17 protein-coding genes are annotated in these 18706 nt (G+C 60.3%); 4 read left to right on the top strand and 13 right to left on the bottom strand.

Features of this window, described 5'->3' with window-relative positions:
• Both ASF70_RS03525 and paoA read right to left on the bottom strand, forming a co-directional pair.
• Positions 1-951, bottom strand: a complete 951-nt coding sequence (locus ASF70_RS03525) for a xanthine dehydrogenase family protein subunit M (protein ID WP_062577460.1) — start codon at positions 949-951, stop codon at positions 1-3.
• Entirely contained in the window at positions 948-1595 is a 648-nt protein-coding gene (gene paoA / locus ASF70_RS03520; protein WP_062454375.1) for an aldehyde dehydrogenase iron-sulfur subunit PaoA, read from the bottom strand. Before paoA ends, ASF70_RS03525 begins: the two co-directional genes overlap by 4 nt.
• A gap of 363 nt (positions 1596-1958) precedes the next feature.
• Here paoA and ASF70_RS03515 point away from each other — a divergent pair, with 363 nt between their 5' ends.
• Positions 1959-4508 (top strand): DNA translocase FtsK, encoded by a 2550-nt coding sequence (locus ASF70_RS03515; protein WP_062577458.1) that lies wholly within the window; start codon positions 1959-1961, stop codon positions 4506-4508.
• A 48-nt stretch (positions 4509-4556) separates the two neighbouring features.
• Here ASF70_RS03515 and ASF70_RS03510 read toward each other — a convergent pair whose 3' ends face one another.
• Genes ASF70_RS03510 through ASF70_RS03490 form a run of 5 tightly spaced genes read right to left on the bottom strand, consistent with a single transcriptional unit; the run spans position 4557 to position 8776 of the window.
• On the bottom strand, positions 4557-4988 hold the full coding sequence (locus tag ASF70_RS03510; protein ID WP_092664551.1) for a DUF2177 family protein: 432 nt from the start codon (positions 4986-4988) through the stop codon (positions 4557-4559).
• 22 nt (positions 4989-5010) lie between these two features.
• Positions 5011-5391: a DUF2147 domain-containing protein gene (locus tag ASF70_RS03505; protein ID WP_156461740.1), complete on the bottom strand. Its 381-nt coding sequence runs from the start codon at positions 5389-5391 to the stop codon at positions 5011-5013.
• Positions 5384-6616 carry a cyclopropane-fatty-acyl-phospholipid synthase family protein gene (locus tag ASF70_RS03500; RefSeq protein ID WP_062577457.1) on the bottom strand — a complete coding sequence of 411 codons (1233 nt, stop codon included), beginning with the start codon at positions 6614-6616 and terminating at the stop codon, positions 5384-5386. The genes ASF70_RS03505 and ASF70_RS03500 overlap by 8 nt, the downstream gene beginning before the upstream one ends.
• A complete protein-coding gene (locus tag ASF70_RS03495) occupies positions 6603-7418 on the bottom strand; it encodes a DUF1365 domain-containing protein (protein WP_062577455.1) in 816 nt (271 codons plus the stop codon). The genes ASF70_RS03500 and ASF70_RS03495 overlap by 14 nt, the downstream gene beginning before the upstream one ends.
• Positions 7415-8776 (bottom strand): NAD(P)/FAD-dependent oxidoreductase, encoded by a 1362-nt coding sequence (locus tag ASF70_RS03490; RefSeq protein WP_062577453.1) that lies wholly within the window; start codon positions 8774-8776, stop codon positions 7415-7417. The genes ASF70_RS03495 and ASF70_RS03490 overlap by 4 nt, the downstream gene beginning before the upstream one ends.
• 196 nt (positions 8777-8972) lie before the next feature.
• On the opposite strand from ASF70_RS03490, the gene ASF70_RS03485 reads away from it, so the two are divergent.
• Genes ASF70_RS03485 through ASF70_RS03475 form a run of 3 tightly spaced genes read left to right on the top strand, consistent with a single transcriptional unit; the run spans position 8973 to position 11863 of the window.
• Complete coding sequence (locus ASF70_RS03485) at positions 8973-9767, top strand: DUF1295 domain-containing protein (RefSeq protein ID WP_062577451.1); 795 nt, start codon at positions 8973-8975, stop codon at positions 9765-9767.
• Positions 9768-9779: 12 nt separating this feature from the next.
• A complete protein-coding gene (locus tag ASF70_RS03480; RefSeq protein ID WP_062577449.1) occupies positions 9780-10808 on the top strand; it encodes a cyclopropane-fatty-acyl-phospholipid synthase family protein in 1029 nt (342 codons plus the stop codon).
• A gap of 20 nt (positions 10809-10828) precedes the next feature.
• Complete coding sequence (locus ASF70_RS03475) at positions 10829-11863, top strand: proline racemase family protein (protein WP_062577447.1); 1035 nt, start codon at positions 10829-10831, stop codon at positions 11861-11863.
• Between the two features lie 7 nt (positions 11864-11870).
• On the opposite strand, the gene ASF70_RS03470 is transcribed toward ASF70_RS03475, so the two are convergent.
• The 6 genes from ASF70_RS03470 to cyoA form a co-directional block, all read right to left on the bottom strand.
• Positions 11871-13739, bottom strand: a complete 1869-nt coding sequence (locus ASF70_RS03470) for an adenine deaminase C-terminal domain-containing protein (RefSeq protein ID WP_062577445.1) — start codon at positions 13737-13739, stop codon at positions 11871-11873.
• A 33-nt stretch (positions 13740-13772) separates the two neighbouring features.
• Positions 13773-14450 (bottom strand): SURF1 family protein, encoded by a 678-nt coding sequence (locus tag ASF70_RS03465; protein ID WP_062577442.1) that lies wholly within the window; start codon positions 14448-14450, stop codon positions 13773-13775.
• Positions 14451-14535: 85 nt separating this feature from the next.
• Complete coding sequence (cyoD, locus tag ASF70_RS03460) at positions 14536-14937, bottom strand: cytochrome o ubiquinol oxidase subunit IV (RefSeq protein ID WP_062454400.1); 402 nt, start codon at positions 14935-14937, stop codon at positions 14536-14538.
• Positions 14934-15554 (bottom strand): cytochrome o ubiquinol oxidase subunit III, encoded by a 621-nt coding sequence (gene cyoC / locus ASF70_RS03455; protein WP_062454402.1) that lies wholly within the window; start codon positions 15552-15554, stop codon positions 14934-14936. The genes cyoD and cyoC overlap by 4 nt, the downstream gene beginning before the upstream one ends.
• A 5-nt stretch (positions 15555-15559) precedes the next feature.
• Positions 15560-17563 (bottom strand): cytochrome o ubiquinol oxidase subunit I, encoded by a 2004-nt coding sequence (gene cyoB, locus ASF70_RS03450; RefSeq protein WP_062577440.1) that lies wholly within the window; start codon positions 17561-17563, stop codon positions 15560-15562.
• Positions 17564-17574: 11 nt separating this feature from the next.
• Complete coding sequence (cyoA, locus tag ASF70_RS03445) at positions 17575-18696, bottom strand: ubiquinol oxidase subunit II (protein WP_244473942.1); 1122 nt, start codon at positions 18694-18696, stop codon at positions 17575-17577.
• Between the last annotated feature and the right edge of the window lie 10 nt (positions 18697-18706).

Genomic DNA, 18706 nt, shown 5'->3' with positions numbered 1-18706 from the left:
TTACCCCTTGGTTTCTTCAAGGATGCCGGCGAGCGTGCGCTCCGCCAGTGTCACCTTGAACGAATTTTCTTCGGTTGGCTTTGCGCCTGCAAAGACCTTGGCCATCACGGCCTTGGACCCCTGCGGCAAGTCGGCTTCCGCCTCTTCGACGCGCCATGGTTTGGGAGCCACACCGCCGACCGCAACGCGACCGGTGCCATCCGGCTGGATGATCGCGGCAACCGACACAAGAGCGAACGCATAGGACGCACGGTCTCTCACCTTGCGATACACGTGCTTGCCACCCACAGGTGCCGGCAGCGTAACGGCCGTGATGATCTCGCCGCGCTCAAGCGTGGTTTCGATCTCGGGCGTATCGCCGGGCAGTTTATGGAAGTCGGCAATCGGGATCGCGCGTGTTGCGCCATCGGGCTTGACCGTCTCAACGGTTGCATCGAGGGCACGCATGGCGATTGCCATGTCGCCGGGGTGGGTGGCGATGCAGGCATCGCTGACGCCGATCACGCCCAGCTGGCGGGTCACGCCGCCGATGGCGGAACAGCCGCTACCGGGCTTTCGCTTGTTGCAAGGCTGGGCGGTGTCGTAGAAGTAAGGACAGCGCGTCCGCTGCAACAGGTTGCCGGCCGTCGTTGCCTTGTTGCGGAGCTGACCCGATGCGCCTGCGAGAAGTGCGCGCGAAAGCACGCCGTAGTCGCGGCGGATGCGCTCGTCCGAGGCGAGATCCGTATTGCGCACGAGCGCTCCGATCCGGACGCCGCCATCTTCGCTCTGTTCGATCTTGTCGAGGTCGAGACCGTTGACGTCGATGAGATGGGTCGGTGATTCGATCTCTAGCTTCATCAGGTCAAGGAGGTTGGTGCCTCCCGCGATGAACTTGGCGTTCTGGTTGTTGGCGGCCTTGGACGCAGCTTCAGCCGGTGATGCGGCGCGTTCATAAGTAAACTGTTTCATGCCTGCCTCCCCGAAACTTCCGTGATAGCCGCAACAATGTTCGGGTAGGCCCCGCATCGACAGATATTGCCGCTCATACGTTCGCGGATTTCCATCTCGGAAACCTGCGTGGGGGCGGTCAGGTCTTCCGTTACATGGCTCGGAATGCCGGCCTTGATTTCTTCAAGAACGGCGACGGAGGAACAGATTTGCCCAGGGGTGCAATAGCCGCACTGGAAGCCATCGTGCTTGACGAATGCCGTCTGCATCGGATGCATCTCGTCCGGTGTGCCAAGGCCTTCGATCGTGGTGATCTCGGAGCCCTCGTGCATGATGGCAAGCGACAGGCACGAATTGATGCGGCGACCATCGACCATGACAGTACAGGCGCCGCACTGGCCGTGATCGCAACCCTTCTTGGTGCCGGTCAGGTGCAGGTTCTCACGCAACGCGTCGAGCAGGGTCGTACGGTTGTCGAGATCGAGATCCTGGCGTGTGCCGTTGACGACAAAACCCACCCGCGACGTCGCCGTCCCCGGCCGGGGAGGCGGTGTTGCCGCCTGCGCATTTGCAGCTCTGTTGCTATTTGCCACGGCCACAGAGCCGGCAGCGGTTGCGACGAGAAGATCCCGTCGTGACATTTCAAACGAATTCGGACTCGACATGGGGGCTCCATCTTGACGACTACAGTTGACCCAATAACCACCAACTGCCCGAGTCTGTTCCGTCCCAAAGACCATTTCACCGGCGCCTTTTGTCACAGGCCATCACCGCGCTCTGACGATTTATCGGCGCCGGCAACGCATGGTTAATGTTTGTTTTATATCCAAGGACGTTCGTGTCCCAGATTTGTTCATATGGTTTCATTGGTGGCAATGCGTCTCACAGGCCCGCAATTTCGCGAAACTGACAAGCTGGAAGCCCAGGCTTCCGAACTGCCGGATACCGGCCACTCTCACCCCATAAATCCGCCTGAGCCCCCGAATGCGGGGCAACAGGTGGCTTGCGACATCGTGTCGACAGTCCAGATGCAGGCTCACGAGATCGAGGCGCTGCCGGACTGGCAGAAGGCCTTCATGTTGGGCCCGACCGTTCGTTTCACCCGCACGCCGGAGAAAACCATCTCCAGGCGTGGGGCACCCTCCGGCCCGGAAGCGGAGGGCGAAGCCGTCGCTTCCCACGCCGTCCCCGAGGCTGTCATTCCCCCTATGGCGGCGCCAGCCGTTCAGGAGATTTCCGAGATTACTTTCACCCAAAGACATGACGGCGACGCGCTGTCGACCTCTATCGCTAGCTTCCTGTCGCCTGAACCCGGCGCCCGCAATCTCGTCGGCACTCTCGATCAGGCGCTGAGGGAACGCCGGGCCACGTTTGCCAGGGAAACCGTTGAACCGGTGCTGGTCGCAGTTGCGCCGCCGCAGCCTGAAGCAGTGATTGATGCTCCCGTGATTAGCACTGAAAGACAGTCTCCGATCGCCAACCTGCCGGATCATCTGTTCTTCGAGGTGATGAGCCTTGGAGAGGCCACCGGCGAAGAGTTCGCGCTGACCCCGCCTCCCCCGCCAAAGGTCGAGCAGAGACCTGTGTTCGTTGCTCAGCGTCCGCTCCCGACCTATCCGAAACAGCCGGTCCGGCCCGAACCTGTGCGGGTTGCCCTGAGGGCGCCGGTCATTCGCCAGCCGATCGAGACCCTGACCAAACGTCTGGTTGAAGAAATTCCGGTGGGGCCGTCGCCGCTTGATCTCTATCGTTCGATCACGTTGCGCCAGGCCGGCCACGATGCTGCGCCAAATCCGGTGGGGCCTCCAATGGAGGATGCGCCCGTCATCGCTGCTGCTGCTCCGGTCGCTCCTGAGCCTGTCATTCCTGAGCCTGTTCTCGTTGCGCCCGTCATCGCTGAGACCGTCATCGAGGCCCCGGCGCCTGCGGTCGCTCCCGTCGTGCCAGTAAAGTCGACGCGGCAGGTTGTCATGGCGACCCGCGCGATCTCTCCGATCCGGCCGTTCAACACCGAACCGCTGCATGCGTCCGACGACTACGAGTTCCCGTCGATCGAATTGCTGCAGGCACCGGTGGACGACCAGATCAGCCCCGTCAGCCAGGAAAGCCTGGAACAGAGCGCCGGGCTTCTGGAAAGCGTGCTGGAGGATTTCGGCATCCGCGGCGAGATCATCGACGTTCGTCCCGGCCCTGTCGTGACGCTCTACGAATTCGCCCCGGCACCCGGCGTCAAATCCTCGCGCGTGATCGGTCTTTCGGACGATATCGCCCGCTCGATGTCAGCGCTTTCGGCCCGCGTGGCTGTCGTTCCCGGTCGCAACGTGATCGGTATCGAACTGCCAAACCCCGTGCGCGAAACAGTCTACCTGCGTGAGCTGATCGAAAGCGGCACCTATGCGGGTACGGGCTTCAGGCTTCCGCTCTGCCTCGGCAAGACGATCGGCGGAGAACCCGTCGTCGCCGAGCTTGCGAAGATGCCGCATCTGCTCGTCGCCGGCACGACCGGTTCGGGCAAGTCGGTCGCGGTCAACACGATGATCCTATCGCTGATCTACCGTCTGCGGCCGGACCAGTGCAGGCTGATCATGGTCGATCCGAAGATGCTCGAACTGTCGGCCTATGACGGTATCCCGCATCTGCTCACCCCTGTCGTGACCGACCCCAAGAAAGCGGTTCTGGCGCTGAAATGGGCGGTGCGCGAAATGGAGGACCGCTACCGCAAGATGTCGCGTCTTGGCGTTCGCAATATCGACGGCTTCAACGCCCGTGTGGCGGCCGCGTCCGCATCCGGCGAGGTCATCTCGATCAGCGTCCAGGTCGGTTTCGACCGTCAGACCGGCGAGCCGATCAACGAGCAGCAGGACATGGACCTGACGCCGTTGCCGTATATCGTCGTCATCGTCGACGAGATGGCCGACCTGATGATGGTGGCCGGCAAGGAGATCGAAGGTGCGATCCAGCGGCTTGCGCAGATGGCGCGTGCTGCCGGCATCCACCTGATCATGGCGACGCAGCGGCCTTCGGTCGACGTCATCACCGGTACGATCAAGGCGAACTTCCCGACCCGTATCTCCTTCCAAGTGACGTCCAAGATCGACAGCCGCACCATCCTTGGCGAACAGGGTGCCGAAAACCTGCTCGGTCAGGGCGACATGCTGCATATGGTGGGCGGCGGACGCATTGCCCGCGTTCACGGTCCCTTCGTATCGGACCAGGAAGTCGAGCGCATCGTTGCGCATCTGAAGACGCAAGGTCAGCCGCTCTATCTCGGCAGCGTCACGGAAGACGAAGAGGGTGAAGAGGTCGAGGAGGAAGACCAGGCGGTCTTCGACAGGTCCGCGATTAGCGAGGAAGACCGGGACGAGATGTACGAGCAGGCGATCAAGGTCGTCATGCGCGACAAGAAGTGCTCGACCTCCTACATCCAGCGCCGCCTGTCGATCGGCTACAACAGAGCCGCATCGCTTGTGGAACGCATGGAGAAGGATGGGCTGGTCGGCCCGGCCAACCATGTGGGCAAACGAGAGATACTCGACCAGCGCGGTCAGCCGACCGTGGCCGAGGAGCCTGAACAGTAATAGCTCAAAGATATGGCCGGGATTTCCCGGCCATATTGTTTTCGAACGCTAGTGGTGTTTTGTTCTGAAGAACCGCAGAACGATCCAGGTGGCAAGACCGCTGGCGAGACCCGAAAGCAAGGTTCCCCAAATGATGTCGGCCACGGAAAGCAGCGTCGACCAGTTCTTCATGACCGCATGGTTGGTGAGATCGTAGGTCATGTACGACATGAACCCGATCGCCGCTCCCTGCCGCACCGCTGCTCCAACACCGCCTGCAATCAGGGCCGGACGCACTGCCATCAGCGTCAGTCCGCCGATGTAGAGAAGGTAGAAGATCACGGCAGGCGCGAGACGGAAACTCGGCAGAAGCATGTCGCCCATGACCGGCCGGTAAAGCAGGCTTGTCATCGTGCTGAGCCAGACGGAGTCTATCGCGCCGAACACGATGAACGTGGTGATGTAGGCAAGAGCCAGCGTCTTCAGCGAGATCTTCGCCATGGGTTCGTTCCCTCTTTTTGTGTCAGTCGATGCGGGACCAGTTGACGGCACGGCAAAGAATACCGCCAGCAACGCAGCCTTTCGTCGTCATCTTCTTTTCCGCGACAACGACCGTGATCTTGAACGTCATGTTGCGTTGTGGATCAAAGGCGGTACCGGAATAGGAGCCGTCAGCTGTCCGGTCGATCGTCATGACCAGCTTGTCGCCGGCCTTCTCGCTTCCCGATCCGGGCTTGATCCATGTGTTGGTGGCGCAGATCTGGGCGCCGCAAGGCGCAATCTCAACCTTGGCATTGCCGTCTCCGCGAGCCCATTTGCCGTCCAAATCAGCGGCAAGAAGCGGCCCTGCCGACAGTGACAAGAGTGCTGCGACAGCACCGATTCGCAAACCCAGATTACGCATGTTCAATCGTATAGAAGCCAACATTGATCGCTTCCTCCTCGAAGCCAGCCTCGCAATAGCAAAGGTAGTAGTCCCACAACCTACGGAAACGGCCGTCGAAACCGAGTTCCGCAATCTTCGGCCAAGCGGCGTGAAACCGCGTCCGCCACTCGGCCAGCGTCCGCGCATAGGACGCGCCAAAATGTTCGATGTCGCTGACGACAAGCCCGGATTTCTCAACGGCTGCCGTGAACGCGCTGTCCGAGGGAAGAAATCCTCCCGGAAACACATATTTCTGGATGAAATCCGGATTGCGCCTGTAGGAATCGAAGCGGTCCTCGTTGATCGAGATCACCTGCAAAACCGCACGGCCACCGGGCTTCAAACAGCGACGGATGGTGTCGAAATAAGCTGGCCAATAGGCCTCCCCGACCGCTTCGAACATCTCGATCGAGACGATCCGGTCGAATTGCCCTGATGTATCGCGGTAGTCCTGCAGTCGGAGATCGATCTGCCCTTCCACGCCGGCCTGCCGGATGCGCTCGTTTGCAAAGGCCAGCTGCGAAGGAGAAAGAGTAAGGCCGGTCACCCGGGCATTGACGTTCTGTGCGAGATCCAAGGCAAGAGCGCCCCAGCCGCAGCCGATCTCCAGCACGCTGTCGCCTTGGCTCATGGCGAGCTTTTCGCGGATACGCTCGAGTTTCTGACGCTGGGCATCTTCGAGAGACTGTCCCTGATGCTCGTAGAGCGCCGAGGAATAGAACATCGAAGGGTCTAGCCACTCAGCGTAGAACTCGTTGCCGAGATCGTAATGCGCCTCGATATTGCGTTTGCTGCCACGCTTGGTATTGGCGTTGAGAAGATGCGACAGGCGAACCGCGATCCGGCCGAGATAGCCCCCATGGGTCGCAAGCGTCAGCCCATGCCGGTTGCGCGCAGCAAACCGGATCACATTGGTAAGATCAGGTGTCGTCCATTCCTGCTTGAGATATCCTTCTGCAAAGCCGATGTCGCCCGCATGCAGAACGCGGCTCAGCATCCGCCAGCGCTTGATGACGATAACGGCGTCCGGCCCTTTTTCCGGCCCGGCCATCTCTATGGTGCGACCGGAAGGCAGCACAACGCGAATGGAACCGTAGCGGATACCGCTCAGCAGCCGGTTCACGACGCGCGCGCCGAAGCCGGCAACGCCAGCTCCGGGTGTGCGATCGGTCGTTACGGAGGTGAATTCGTCAGATTGGCTCATGGATTTCCACTTTGCGTAGGGGAGCAGCAGGAGTGACGGAGACGGGGTTTCCCGGTGGCTTTGGACGCTTGCGCAAACGCACGCCCTTGAGCCAGATTTTCAGTGCCTCCCAATGGATGCCGCCGACGACCCGGAGCGTCAGGAAGGGAATGGCGAAGAAGGCCTTCAGAAGCGCCCGGTCTGTCAGATCACGGCGGTGGGCGAGATGACGGGCAGTCAGCATTGGCCCCTCGGCATCGAATGTATCGATCTTGATCGACAGCCGTTCGGACGGCGGCGTCACGCGAAAGGTATAGCGCTGGTCCATGTCCATGAACGGCGAGACATAAAATGCCTTGTCGCAGTGCTGGACGATCTCGCCGCCGACACGATTATCGGCCGGGATGAGGTAGCCATGGCGTTCCCCGAATGTGTTATCCACTTCCCACAGGATCGCCTTCACCTCGCCATCGCGTCCGTAGCAGAAGAAGATGCTGAGCGGATTGAAGGCCCAGCCGAGTATTCTCGGCATGGTGAGAAGCTTGATCGACCCGCCATCAGGCTCGAGCCCTGCGGCGCGCATCCATTGCTCTATCTGGCCCCGAAGATCGGATCCCGAGCGGTCGCCGCGATCTCTTTGCCGAAACGAGAATAGATTGAACCGGTCGACGGAAAACAGTTTCAGGCCGCGATCAAGCGCGTCGAGCTCATCGAGATCGATCAGCAGCGAATAGATCCTGTAGGCCAGCCGATGCTCTTTCGGCCGCATGCGTGCATGCGTGACATGACCGGGATAAAGCGCCGACCGAAACGAAGCCGTCATGCCGTGACCTCGATCGGAACGGTAGCACCGAGCGGCCGGCGCACGATCCGGGCGCTTTCCTCGGCGACCTTCCAGGGACGCCGAACGCCGCCAAGATCTTCCGCGACCGCCAGGCCTGCCTGGAGGCCGTCTTCATGAAAGCCCGAGCCGAAGTGGGCGCCGCAGAACCATGTGTTGCGCACACCCTGAAGCGACCAGATTTCCCGTTGTGCCCGTTCGGTTGCCATGTCGAAGATCGGATGCTCGTAGATCTCGCGCCGAATGACGGCGTCCTCGCGGGGCTGACGTGGGGGATTGAGTGTCACAAAGGTCGGCGGCGCATCGCCAAGCGGCTGCAGCTTGTTCATCCAGTAGGTGATGGCAGGCTGGACCTGCGCCTCGCCGGTCTTTGCCGAATAATTCCAGCTGGACCATGCGCCCTTGCGCTTCGGCATGAAGCTCTGGTCGCTGTGCAGAATCGCCTCGTTGCGGGAATAGCGGAAGGCACCCAGAATGCGTGTCTCGTGGTCATCAGCGTCCGACAGAAGACGACGTGCCTGATCTGCGTGGGTGGCGATCACCACCTCGTCGAATGCCTGCCATCCGTCCGGTCCGGTAGAAATTTCAACACCGCCACCGGTTCTCCTGATCGCTTGGACGGGTGTCGACAGGCGAATGCGATCGCGAAAGTCAGCTGTCAGGCGATCCACATATTCCCGGCTTCCGCCCGTCACCGTGCGCCAGATCGGACGGTTCCAGAGTTCGAGCAACCCGTGATTGCCACAGAAACGGACGAAGTTGACCGCTGGATACTCACCCACCTTACCCGCGGGCATCGACCAGATCGCAGCCGCCATCGGGTAGAGATGGTCGTCGCGGAACGCCCGTCCGTAGTGATGTCGGTCGAGGTAGTCATCGAGTGACAAACCGCCCATCGTCGACAGATCACGGGGAGCATTGCGGTAGAAGCGGACGAGATCGCGCATCATCGACCAGAAGCGTGGGCTGACGATGTTGGACTTCTGGGCGAACAGTCCGAACCCTGTGCCACCAGAATATTCGAAACCGCCATCGTCGAGAGAGACGGCGAAGGACATGCTGGAGGCCGTGGTTGGAACATCCAGATGACGGAACAACGCCGTCAGATTAGGATAGGTCACCTCGTTATAGACGATGAAGCCGGTGTCGACGGAAACGGTTCTTCCCGATGCGTCGAAATCCACGGTATGGCTGTGGCCACCGATACGATCGGCTGCCTCGAACATGGTAACATCGTGGGCCTTGGCCAGAAGCCATGCAGCGGACATGCCGGATATTCCACTGCCGACAACTGCGATGCGTCGACGTCCCGAGGTCCTATGCGTCTCACGAAATGCCATACAATTCCCCCAGCTCCCAAAGCAATCGATCACCTGCCCTGTGGGCTCTGTAATCATTACGAGAGATTGAGATAGAGAGTTTCACGCAATATCACTTCTTTTTGCGACATTTTTTCAAGCCCATGAAACTGATTGGCTATGTCAGCCGTAGAGGGACACAAAGAACGTGTCGGGCTTTCTACGTTCGAGGAGACCAATGGATTACATTCACCTCATTTTTCTGGCGATAGGCCTGTCGCTGGCCATGGCAATCTCCTGGGCCGTACAGCGCGCGACGGGTGCGAGCGGCTGGATAGACACGATCTGGTCGCTGGCGGTCGGCGTCGGCGGCGTGGCTGCAGCCTATCTGGCGGCCGGTCCCGTCGAGCGCCGCGTGACGGCAATCGTCATCGTTGCGGCCTGGTCGCTGAGGCTTGCCTTCCATATTGGCGCCCGCACGCGGCTCGGTGGCGAGGATCCCCGCTACGAAAAGCTTATAAAGGAATGGGGCGATCGCGCTTCCTTCCGCCTGTTCTATTTTCTCCAGATCCAGGCGGTCGCTGCCTTCATTCTTGTGCTTGCAGTCTACTGCGCCGCTTCGAACCCGGCAGAATACCCGCAGGTGGGCGATCTTCTCGCGCTTGCCGTGGCAGCGATTGCCGTTATCGGCGAGATGGTAGCCGACGTTCAGCTCTCGAGATTCCGCAAGACGCCGGAAGCCAAGCGGGAAATCTGCCAGAAGGGGCTGTGGGCATACTCCCGCCACCCCAACTATTTCTTCGAGTGGCTGTTCTGGTGCAGCTGGCCGCTGATGGCGCTTCCGGCGCTGGGCTTTGCCGCTGTCGCGCTCCTCGCGCCCGTGATGATGTACTGGCTGCTGGTGCACGTCTCCGGCATTCCGCCGCTTGAGGAACACATGCTGAAATCCCGGGGTGACCAGTTCCGTGCTGTTCAGGCACGCGTCAACGCATTTTTCCCCGGTCCGCGTCGATCCAAACTCTCAACACAATAAGGGAACGCCACGATGAACATGCTGGCCTTTGCCATCAATACGGCTGAACGAGCACCCTTAAGCGATGGCGTGACGCTTGCCGGGATCGACTTTCTATGCGGTCGCACCAAGCGGAAGCTGGCCTCCACGCCGGCAACCGCCGAGGACGCGTTCGCAAGGTCGATGGCCGACTTTCCGATCGCCACCCATACGGATGATGCCAACCGCCAGCATTACGAACTGCCGCCAGAGTTCTTCAGCCTCGCTCTCGGTCCACAGCGAAAATACTCCTGCGCATTGTATCTGGCTGACGATACCACGCTTGCGGAAGCGGAATCCTACGCGCTGGCCGAAACCGTGCGTCACGCGGAACTGAGCGATGGAATGGACATTCTCGAGCTCGGCTGCGGCTGGGGTTCGTTGTCGCTCTACATGGCCCAGCATTTTCCCAATGCCCGGATCACCTCCGTCTCCAACTCGGCCCCGCAGCGTCAACACATCCTCAGCGAAATCGAGCGGCTGAAGCTCGACAACCTCACCGTCATCACGGCCGACATGAACGACTTTTCGACGGATGAGACCTACGACCGGGTCGTCTCGGTGGAAATGTTCGAACACATGTCGAACTGGCGAGGCCTGATGGAGCGCACAAGAGGATGGCTGAAGCCTGACGGAAAGCTGTTCCTGCACGTGTTCACCCACAAGGATCGGTCCTACCGGTTCGAGCACGACAACCCAGCGGACTGGATCGCCCACCATTTCTTCACAGGCGGCATCATGCCCGCGCACGACCTGCCGCGTCGTTTCGATGATATTTTCACCGTCGAACAAGACTGGCGCTGGTCGGGTCTCAACTATCGCCGCACCGCGATGCATTGGCTTGAAAATTTCGATCGCGAGATCGGGCAAATCCAGCCGATCCTGAAGGATGTCTACGGCAAGGATGCCTGCCTCTGGCAGCGCCGCTGGCGTCTGTTCTTCCTTGCCACTGCCGGATTGTTCGGCCATGACAAGGGAGAGGTCTGGGGCGTTGGGCATTACCTGATGACACCCAAGCGGTAACATCTGCCGGGGGGTCGCGTTTGCGCACATCAAAGGTCATCCACATCGTCAGCTGCCATGCGGAGGGCGAAGTCGGGGACGTCATCGTCGGTGGTGTGCTGCCGCCGCCGGGCGATACACTCTGGGAACAGTCACGCTTCATCGCCCGTGACGAGACGCTGCGCAACTTCGTGCTGAACGAGCCCCGTGGCGGCGTCTTCCGGCATGTGAACCTGCTGGTGCCGCCGAAGGATCCGCGCGCCCAGATGGGCTGGATCATCATGGAGCCCGCCGACACGCCACCGATGTCCGGCTCCAACTCCATCTGTGTTGCGACCGTACTGCTCGACACCGGCATCATTCCCATGACCGAGCCGGTGACACGCATGACGCTCGAAGCGCCAGGCGGCCTGGTCGAGGTCACAGCGGAATGCCGCGACGGCAAGGCCGATCGGATCACGGTGCGCAACGTGCCATCCTTTACAGACAAGCTCGCAGTGTCGCTGGAAGTGGCCGGCTTCGGAACACTCACGGTCGACACAGCCTATGGCGGCGACAGTTTCGTCATCGTCGATGCGGCTTCACTGGGGTTCGAGGTGAAACCCGACGAGGCACGCGAGATTGCAGAAGCGGGCGTGAAGATTACCGCGGCCGCCAACGAGCAGATCGGCTTTACCCATCCGGACAATGCCGGCTGGGACCACATTTCCTTCTGCCAGATTGTAACTCCCCTCACCCGGGAAAACGGCGTGCTGAGCGGTGCAAACGCCGTCGTCATCCAGCCGGGCAAGATCGACAGGTCTCCCACCGGTACGGGCTGCTCGGCGCGCATGGCGGTTCTCCATGCGCGTGGCGAGATGGCAATCGGCGAGACCTATATCGGCCGCTCGATCATCGGTTCGGAATTCCACTGCCGTATCGAGTCGACGACGCGTGTCGGTGATCGCGAGGCAATCTATCCGCTGATCTCCGGCCGCGCCTGGATTACCGGAACGCATCAATTGATGCTGGATCCGTCGGACCCTTGGCCGGGCGGTTACCGTCTTTCGGATACCTGGCCGAAGCTCGGAAGGTGAAGCGGCGTCAAAAAACGACCGGATGGGTTTTGCCGGTCTGGACGTTGACGAGCCCCTCCGGCGCGTAATCGCTCGGGGCGACCAGCACCCAGCGCCAGGGTGCACAGGTGAGCGTCGCAAAGGCGAGACGCTCCGGGAAGCCTGCAGACCAGCGCGGATGGAAGCTCGGCTCGAACATCCACTCGACCTTTTCGCCCTGTGCATAGAGCACCTGCATCTCCTCATGCAGAGCGTCCGCCGACCGGCAGCTCATCAGCCCCGCCACCTCGTAGCGAACCCGCGCGACGACCTTTCCATCGCGAACCAATGCCCAGCCACCATCATTGGCAGCGACGGCGTTGACAGCTGCGGCCATCGCTTCGTCCGATGAGCCGAGGCACCAGATATTGTGCTTGTCATGTGCCATGGAGCAGGCAAGCGCCGTATCCGGCGTCCGCGGCCCGCAGCCAAGCCAGAACATTTTCGACACCGCTCCCTTGCCCGAGAACCGGTCGATGATCGAGAACTTGGTGATGTTGCGATCGGCATCGCGCTGGACGAGCCCGTCTTCGACAGGAAGTTCGAAGGTCAGGAAATCATCCGTCCAGTGAAACGGTCGCAGCACCGCAGCCGTCATTGTCTGGCGGCCGGGGTGAGCGGCAATCGCGAAATCTGCGGCCGTCAGCTCACGGCCGATATTGATTGTCTTCGTTGCCCAGTCCGGCCAGTCGATTTTGGGCACCTCGGGCAGATAGCGCTTGCCATCAGAAACCTGGATGCCATCGGCCCAGACCTTGGCGATCTCGAATTTCTCAACGTCGGACAGAAGCACGATATCGGCATAACGTCCCGGCGCGATCGTGCCCACCCAGGGCGTCAGGCGCATGTGACGGGCCGGATTGATGGTCACACACTGGATGGCTATCTCGGGCGCAAGGCCTGCCTCGATGGCGAGGCGAACATTGTAATCGGTGGCGCCGAGTTTCAGAGTATCGGAGGCGCTGCGATCGTCGGTCGTCAGCGCGATCTGCGACCAGTCGGCGAGGCCCTTCTCGAGGAGACCGGCGATAACCTCCGGCAAACTGTGCGGGCGCAGTTCCATGAACAGGCCGCGGGTCAGCTTGTCCCAGAACTCCTCGACCGTCCAGGCTTCGTGATCCGATGCCAGACCGGCCGCGGCGAAAGCGTTGATCGTTGGGATGTCGCGAATGCCCGCCGCGTGACCTTCAACGACTCCGCGCTTCTCGAACGTTGCTCGGATCATGCCCCAGAGGCGGTCGTAGGAAGGGCTGGTTCTGTCCCACACGCCCGGCCAGTCCATCACCTCGTCGAGGCCCGCAACCATCAGGCTTTCGGACATGAACTGCTTTTGCTCGTCATAACCGAGATACCCGCCGCCATGCTCGTAACCGGTGGGCGGCACGGCCGATCCGGGCAGCGGGAAGATCTTGAGCGGCGAGCCGGCGGCGCGGGCCTTCAGCCAGAATTCAAGCGTCTTTGCGCCGTTGACGTTCGAAAACTCATGGCTTGCCTCACAGGTCCAGGTATTGCCGCGGGGAAGAACGAGTGCTGCTTCCCATTCCGGTGTCAAATGCGAGCTTTCGATATGCTTGTGCACCTCTCCAAGCCCTGGAATGGCAGCCAGATCGGGTTCATGCACCCGGTGAGCGACGGTGCCCGGATAGGATCCCGCATCGCCGACATAGGCAATGCGGCGGCCCTTGGTGATGATTTCCTGATTCGTGCGCCATGTCCGCGTGCTGACATCGAGCAGCCGGCCTACCCGGAGCGCCGTATCGGCTGGCAACTTGCCAAGTGCGACGAGCGTCAATTCCTGGCGAACCGCGATCTCGACATCAGAATCGAGGCCAATATCGTTGATGGCGGGAGTATCCAAGGCGCGTTCTCCTCAAGATGAAATCGTTGCGGATCAACCGGCCGCGCGCTGCAAGCGTCCGAAGAAGATCGCAGCACCGAGAGACATGATTGCGAGCGCAAACCAGGTCAGTGCGTAACTCAGATGACTGTTGGGAAATTGGATGACGGTCAGGCCGCCAACCGGATAGCCACCCGGGTTCGACGTTGCGTCCGCATCGATGAAATAGGGCATGACGCCCTGAAGACCGCGCGACGCGCTGATCGCTGCGACATCGCGCGAATACCAACGCTCGTTGCCCGGATCGTTCTCCCGCAGGAAGCCGCCGCCGGGTTCGGAGAGGCGGACAAGACCTGTGACGGCGGCTTCGCCGACGGTCTGGCTTTCAACCCGGGTTGAGGGATCCCTGCGGTCAGGGGGCACGAAGCCGCGATTGATCAGGATCGTCCTGCCGTCTTCAAGCTTCAGCGGCGTCACGACCCAGTATCCGGGCCCGAGCTTCGTCACGGCCTGAACCAGCGCTTCCTTCGTGTGATCGAAGGACCCGGAGATGGCGACGTGGAGATATTCGATATCGTCAGGTGACTGGCCGGCTGCCGGAGGTCCCACCGGCGTTGCATGCACACGGGCGTCGACCCTTGCGATAAGATCGAGCTTCCATAACAGGCGTTGCACCTGCCAGGATCCGAGCGCCACGAAAATCAGCGTCGCGAAGACCAGAAACGCCCGCATGATATGGGAGCGAGAACGGGAAAGTGGCGCGGAATGACCCGCGCCACTTTGATTGGTGTCTGTCTCAACCGGTCTCATGACCGCCTCAAGGCATGTTCTTCATCATCTCCGGCGACATGACCATCATGTTTGCATTGAGATGGTGCATGACCCAGAGCGAGCCGGAGAGAGCGATGACCACGATGACGATCGTGAAGATCAGTGCCATCGCCGTCCAGCCGCCTTCGGACTTGGTGTTCATGTGCAGGAAGTAGATCATGTGCACAACGATCTGGATGACGCCGAAGATCATAACCAGAGCGCCGGTGACAGCCTTGTTGTCGAAGACGTCGCCCATCACAAGCCAGAACGGTATCGCCGTCAGGATCACCGACAGGATGAAGCCGGTCGTATAGCTTTTCAGCGAACCGTGGCTGGCCTCGTGCCCGTGGCTATGGGCGTGATGCGCTGCGTGCGCATCTTCGTGCGCGGGTGCTTTGTCGGTCATCCGAGGACTCCCATGAGGTAAACGACGGAGAAGACGCCGATCCAGATGACGTCGAGGAAGTGCCAGAACATCGAGAGGCACATCAGGCGACGGCGGTTTTCCGGGATCAGGCCATGCTTGGAAACCTGCACCATCAGCGTGACCAACCAGATGATACCGAAGGTAACGTGCAGACCGTGGGTTCCGACCAGCGTGAAGAACGCCGACAGGAACGCAGAGCGCTGCGGGCCGGCACCTTCGTGCAGGAGATGGCTGAATTCGTAGAGCTCGATGCCCAGGAAGGCGAGACCGAACACGCCGGTCACGCCCAGCCAGAACAGCGTCTCCGCCTTGGCGCCACGCTCCATCTGAAGCATCGCGAACCCGTAGGTGATCGACGAGAACAGCAGCATCGCGGTGTTGAGCGCGACGAGCGGCAGGTCGAACAGATCCGCCGGCGATGGGCCGGCCGCATAATTGCGGCCGACGACAGCGTAGGTGGCGAACAGGATCGCGAAGATCAGGCAGTCGCTCATCAGGTAGAGCCAGAACCCAAGATTGGTGCTGTTCTCCGGATGATGATCTTCTTCCAGGTAGAATTGCGGGTTTTCCGCCGTCTCTGTTTTAGAAGCACTCATGGTTATCACACCTGCCTAGCGAGCAGTTCGGTCCGCTTGTTCTCTTCCGCGACAACGTCGTCCGCCGGAATGTAGTAGTCGCGGTTGTAGTTGAACGTATGGACGATCGACACAACGATGATGGCGATGAAGGACAGGGCAGCAAGCCACCACATGTACCAGATCAGGCCGAAGGCGAGTGCCACGCTGATGCCGGAGAGGATCGCGCCGGTGCCGGTGTTCTTCGGCATGTGGATCGGCTTGAAACCCTGAAGAGGACGCGCATAACCGCGGTTCTTCATGTCGTACCAGCTGTCGTGATCGTGGACCACCGGAGTGAAGGCGAAGTTGTAGTCCGGTGGCGGCGACGATGTCGACCATTCCAGAGTACGGCCGTGCCACGGATCGCCGGTTTCGTCCCTCAGTTCATCACGCTTCCAGACGCTGACGCCGATCTGGATGATGAATGAGGCGATACCGATGGCAATCATACCTGCACCGCAGGCTGCGATGATGAACCAGATCTGCAGCGACGGATCTTCGAACTGCGATACGCGGCGGGTGACGCCCATCAGGCCAAGAACGTAGAGCGGCATGAAGGCGAAGTAGAAGCCAACGAACCAGAACCAGAACGATACCTTGCCCCAGAATTGGTTCAGCTTGAAGCCGAACGCCTTCGGGAACCAGTAGTTGACGCCTGCGAGAAGGCCGAACAGCACGCCGCCGATGATGACGTTGTGGAAGTGGGCGATCAGGAACAGGGAGTTGTGGAGCACGAAGTCGGCAGGCGGAACAGCCAGCATGACGCCGGTCATACCACCGATGGCGAAGGTCACCATGAAGCCGACCGTCCAGAGCATCGGAACGTCGTAGCGAATACGACCGCGATACATCGTGAACAGCCAGTTGAACATCTTCGCGCCCGTCGGGATCGAGATGATCATCGTGGTGATGCCGAAGAAGGCGTTGACCGAAGCACCCGAACCCATCGTGAAGAAGTGGTGCAGCCACACGAGGTAGGACAGGATCATGATCACGCAAGTCGCGTAGACCATCGAGGCATAGCCGAACAGGCGCTTGCCGGAGAAGGTCGCAACGATTTCCGAGAAGATCCCGAAGACCGGAAGGATCAGGATGTAGACTTCCGGGTGACCCCAGATCCAGATCAGGTTCACGTACATCATCGGATTACCGCCGAGGTCGTTCGTGAAGAAGTTGGTGCCGACGTAACGGTCAAGCGACAGCAGCACGAGGGTTGCGGTCAGGATCGGGAACGAGGCAACGATCAGGATGTTGGTGCAGAGTGCCGTCCAGGTGAAGATCGGCATCTTCATGAAGGACATGCCGGGAACACGCATCTTCACGATCGTCGCGATCAGGTTGATACCTGACAACGTTGTGCCGACACCCGCCACCTGCAGACCCCAGATGTAATAATCGACCCCGACGCCCGGGCTGTAGTCAGCGCCCGACAGTGGCGGATAGGCCAGCCAGCCGGTACGTGCGAACTCGCCGATGAACAGCGAGATCATGATGATGATCGCACCGGCCGTCGTCATCCAGAACGAGAAGTTGTTCAGGAACGGGAACGAGACGTCACGCGCGCCGATCTGCAGCGGCACGATATAGTTCATGAAACCGGTAACGAAGGGCATCGCCACGAAGAAGATCATGATCACGCCATGGGCGGTGAAGATCTGGTCGTAGTGGTGAGAGTTGAGGTAGCCCTCGTTGCCGTTGAAGGCGATGGCCTGCTGTACGCGCATCATGATGGCGTCGGCAAAGCCGCGGAACAGCATGATGATGGCCAGCACGATGTACATGATGCCGATTTTTTTGTGATCGACACTGCAAACCCAGTCGCGCCAGAATGGCCCCCAGAGCTTGAAGTAGGTCATGAGACCCACCACGCCGATGCCGCCCAGACACACGGCCGCAAACGTCACGATCAGGATCGGTTCGTGAAACGGCAGTGATTCGAAGGACAACCTTCCGAAGATAAACTTCAGGATGTCAGGATTGGAAAACATGGGACAACCCGTTAATTGTTGATCTGCGCAGGCGCCGGATCGGCGTCGCCATTGTTCGTGTCCGGCATCGAGTGGTTGCCGTGACCTTGCTCATTGTGCGGCTGTTCATCGCTCTTGGCAGGTGTGCCAGTCGCGGGGAAAGTCGCGGCGTTTGTACCTTCCGCATCTCCGATACGACGATTGTCATACTGAAGTTTCGCGCGGTTCTCGTGGCTCTCAGTGCCGGCACCACCCATCATGTCGATATGCATCATTTCGTTCATGCACATCTTGCCCGGTTCGGCACACATGTTGAGGATCGCGCTGTAGAGATCCTTGTCGGCCGCCGCAAAATAGCGGATCGGCTCGCGCTCGGAAGGCTTCTCAAGCTTCAGATAGGCATCGCGGTTGAGTGCGGTACCCTGCTGCTTGACCTTTGCGATCCAGCCGTCGAAGCCTTCGGCCGTGTAGCCGTGGAACTTGAAGCGCATGTGCGAGAACCCGGCACCGCTGTAGTTTGCCGAAAGCCCCTCGAACTCGCCTTCCTTGTTGATGACGGCGTGCAGTTTGGTCTGCATCCCCGGCATCGCGTAGATCTGGCCGGCGAGCGCCGGAATGTAGAACGAGTTCATCACCGAGCTCGAGGTGATCTCGAACGTGATCGGGCGATCGACCGGTGCGGCCATCTCGTTGACCGTGGCGATGCCGTATTCGGGATAGAAGAACAGCCACTTCCAGTCGAGCGCCACGACCTGAACCGTCAGAGGCCGCGTTTCGGCGGGAACCGGACGTTCCGCATCGAGGCGGTCGAGAGGACGATACGGGTCAAGACGGTGGGTGCTGATCCAGGTGATCGCACCGAGCGCGACAATGATCGCCAGCGGCGCGGCCCAGATAACCACTTCGAGCCGTGTCGAGTGATGCCATTCCGGATCGTATTTTGCTGTGGTGTTCGCGTGACGATAGTGCCAGGCGAAGTAGAGCGTGAGAAACACGACCGGCACGATGATCAGCAGCATCAGAACGGTCGAGACGATAATCAGATCTGCCTGCTGCCTGGCGATATCGCCTGATGGCGACATCACGACGAGATTGCAGCCCGAAAGGGTGGCCAAAAGCGGCAGCAAAGCGATTTGGATGAGACGTTTCAACATTGGGAACATT

This window comes from Rhizobium sp. Leaf321 (genome assembly GCF_001423215.1).
GTDB classification, from domain to species: Bacteria; Pseudomonadota; Alphaproteobacteria; order Rhizobiales; family Rhizobiaceae; genus Neorhizobium; species Neorhizobium soli.
Note: the sequence above shows the minus strand (reverse complement) of the source record. Positions and strands in the feature narration are given on the sequence as shown.

Coding starts and splice junctions, on each gene's coding strand:
- ASF70_RS03525 (WP_062577460.1), bottom strand. CDS start 951: ATGAAACAGTTTACTTATGAACGCGCCGCATCACCGGCTGAAGCTGCG.
- paoA (WP_062454375.1), bottom strand. CDS start 1,595: ATGTCGAGTCCGAATTCGTTTGAAATGTCACGACGGGATCTTCTCGTC.
- ASF70_RS03515 (WP_062577458.1), top strand. CDS start 1,959: ATGCAGGCTCACGAGATCGAGGCGCTGCCGGACTGGCAGAAGGCCTTC.
- ASF70_RS03510 (WP_092664551.1), bottom strand. CDS start 4,988: ATGGCGAAGATCTCGCTGAAGACGCTGGCTCTTGCCTACATCACCACG.
- ASF70_RS03505 (WP_156461740.1), bottom strand. CDS start 5,391: ATGCGTAATCTGGGTTTGCGAATCGGTGCTGTCGCAGCACTCTTGTCA.
- ASF70_RS03500 (WP_062577457.1), bottom strand. CDS start 6,616: ATGAGCCAATCTGACGAATTCACCTCCGTAACGACCGATCGCACACCC.
- ASF70_RS03495 (WP_062577455.1), bottom strand. CDS start 7,418: ATGACGGCTTCGTTTCGGTCGGCGCTTTATCCCGGTCATGTCACGCAT.
- ASF70_RS03490 (WP_062577453.1), bottom strand. CDS start 8,776: ATGGCATTTCGTGAGACGCATAGGACCTCGGGACGTCGACGCATCGCA.
- ASF70_RS03485 (WP_062577451.1), top strand. CDS start 8,973: ATGGATTACATTCACCTCATTTTTCTGGCGATAGGCCTGTCGCTGGCC.
- ASF70_RS03480 (WP_062577449.1), top strand. CDS start 9,780: ATGAACATGCTGGCCTTTGCCATCAATACGGCTGAACGAGCACCCTTA.
- ASF70_RS03465 (WP_062577442.1), bottom strand. CDS start 14,450: ATGCGGGCGTTTCTGGTCTTCGCGACGCTGATTTTCGTGGCGCTCGGA.
- cyoD (WP_062454400.1), bottom strand. CDS start 14,937: ATGACCGACAAAGCACCCGCGCACGAAGATGCGCACGCAGCGCATCAC.
- cyoC (WP_062454402.1), bottom strand. CDS start 15,554: ATGAGTGCTTCTAAAACAGAGACGGCGGAAAACCCGCAATTCTACCTG.
- cyoB (WP_062577440.1), bottom strand. CDS start 17,563: ATGTTTTCCAATCCTGACATCCTGAAGTTTATCTTCGGAAGGTTGTCC.
- cyoA (WP_244473942.1), bottom strand. CDS start 18,696: ATGTTGAAACGTCTCATCCAAATCGCTTTGCTGCCGCTTTTGGCCACC.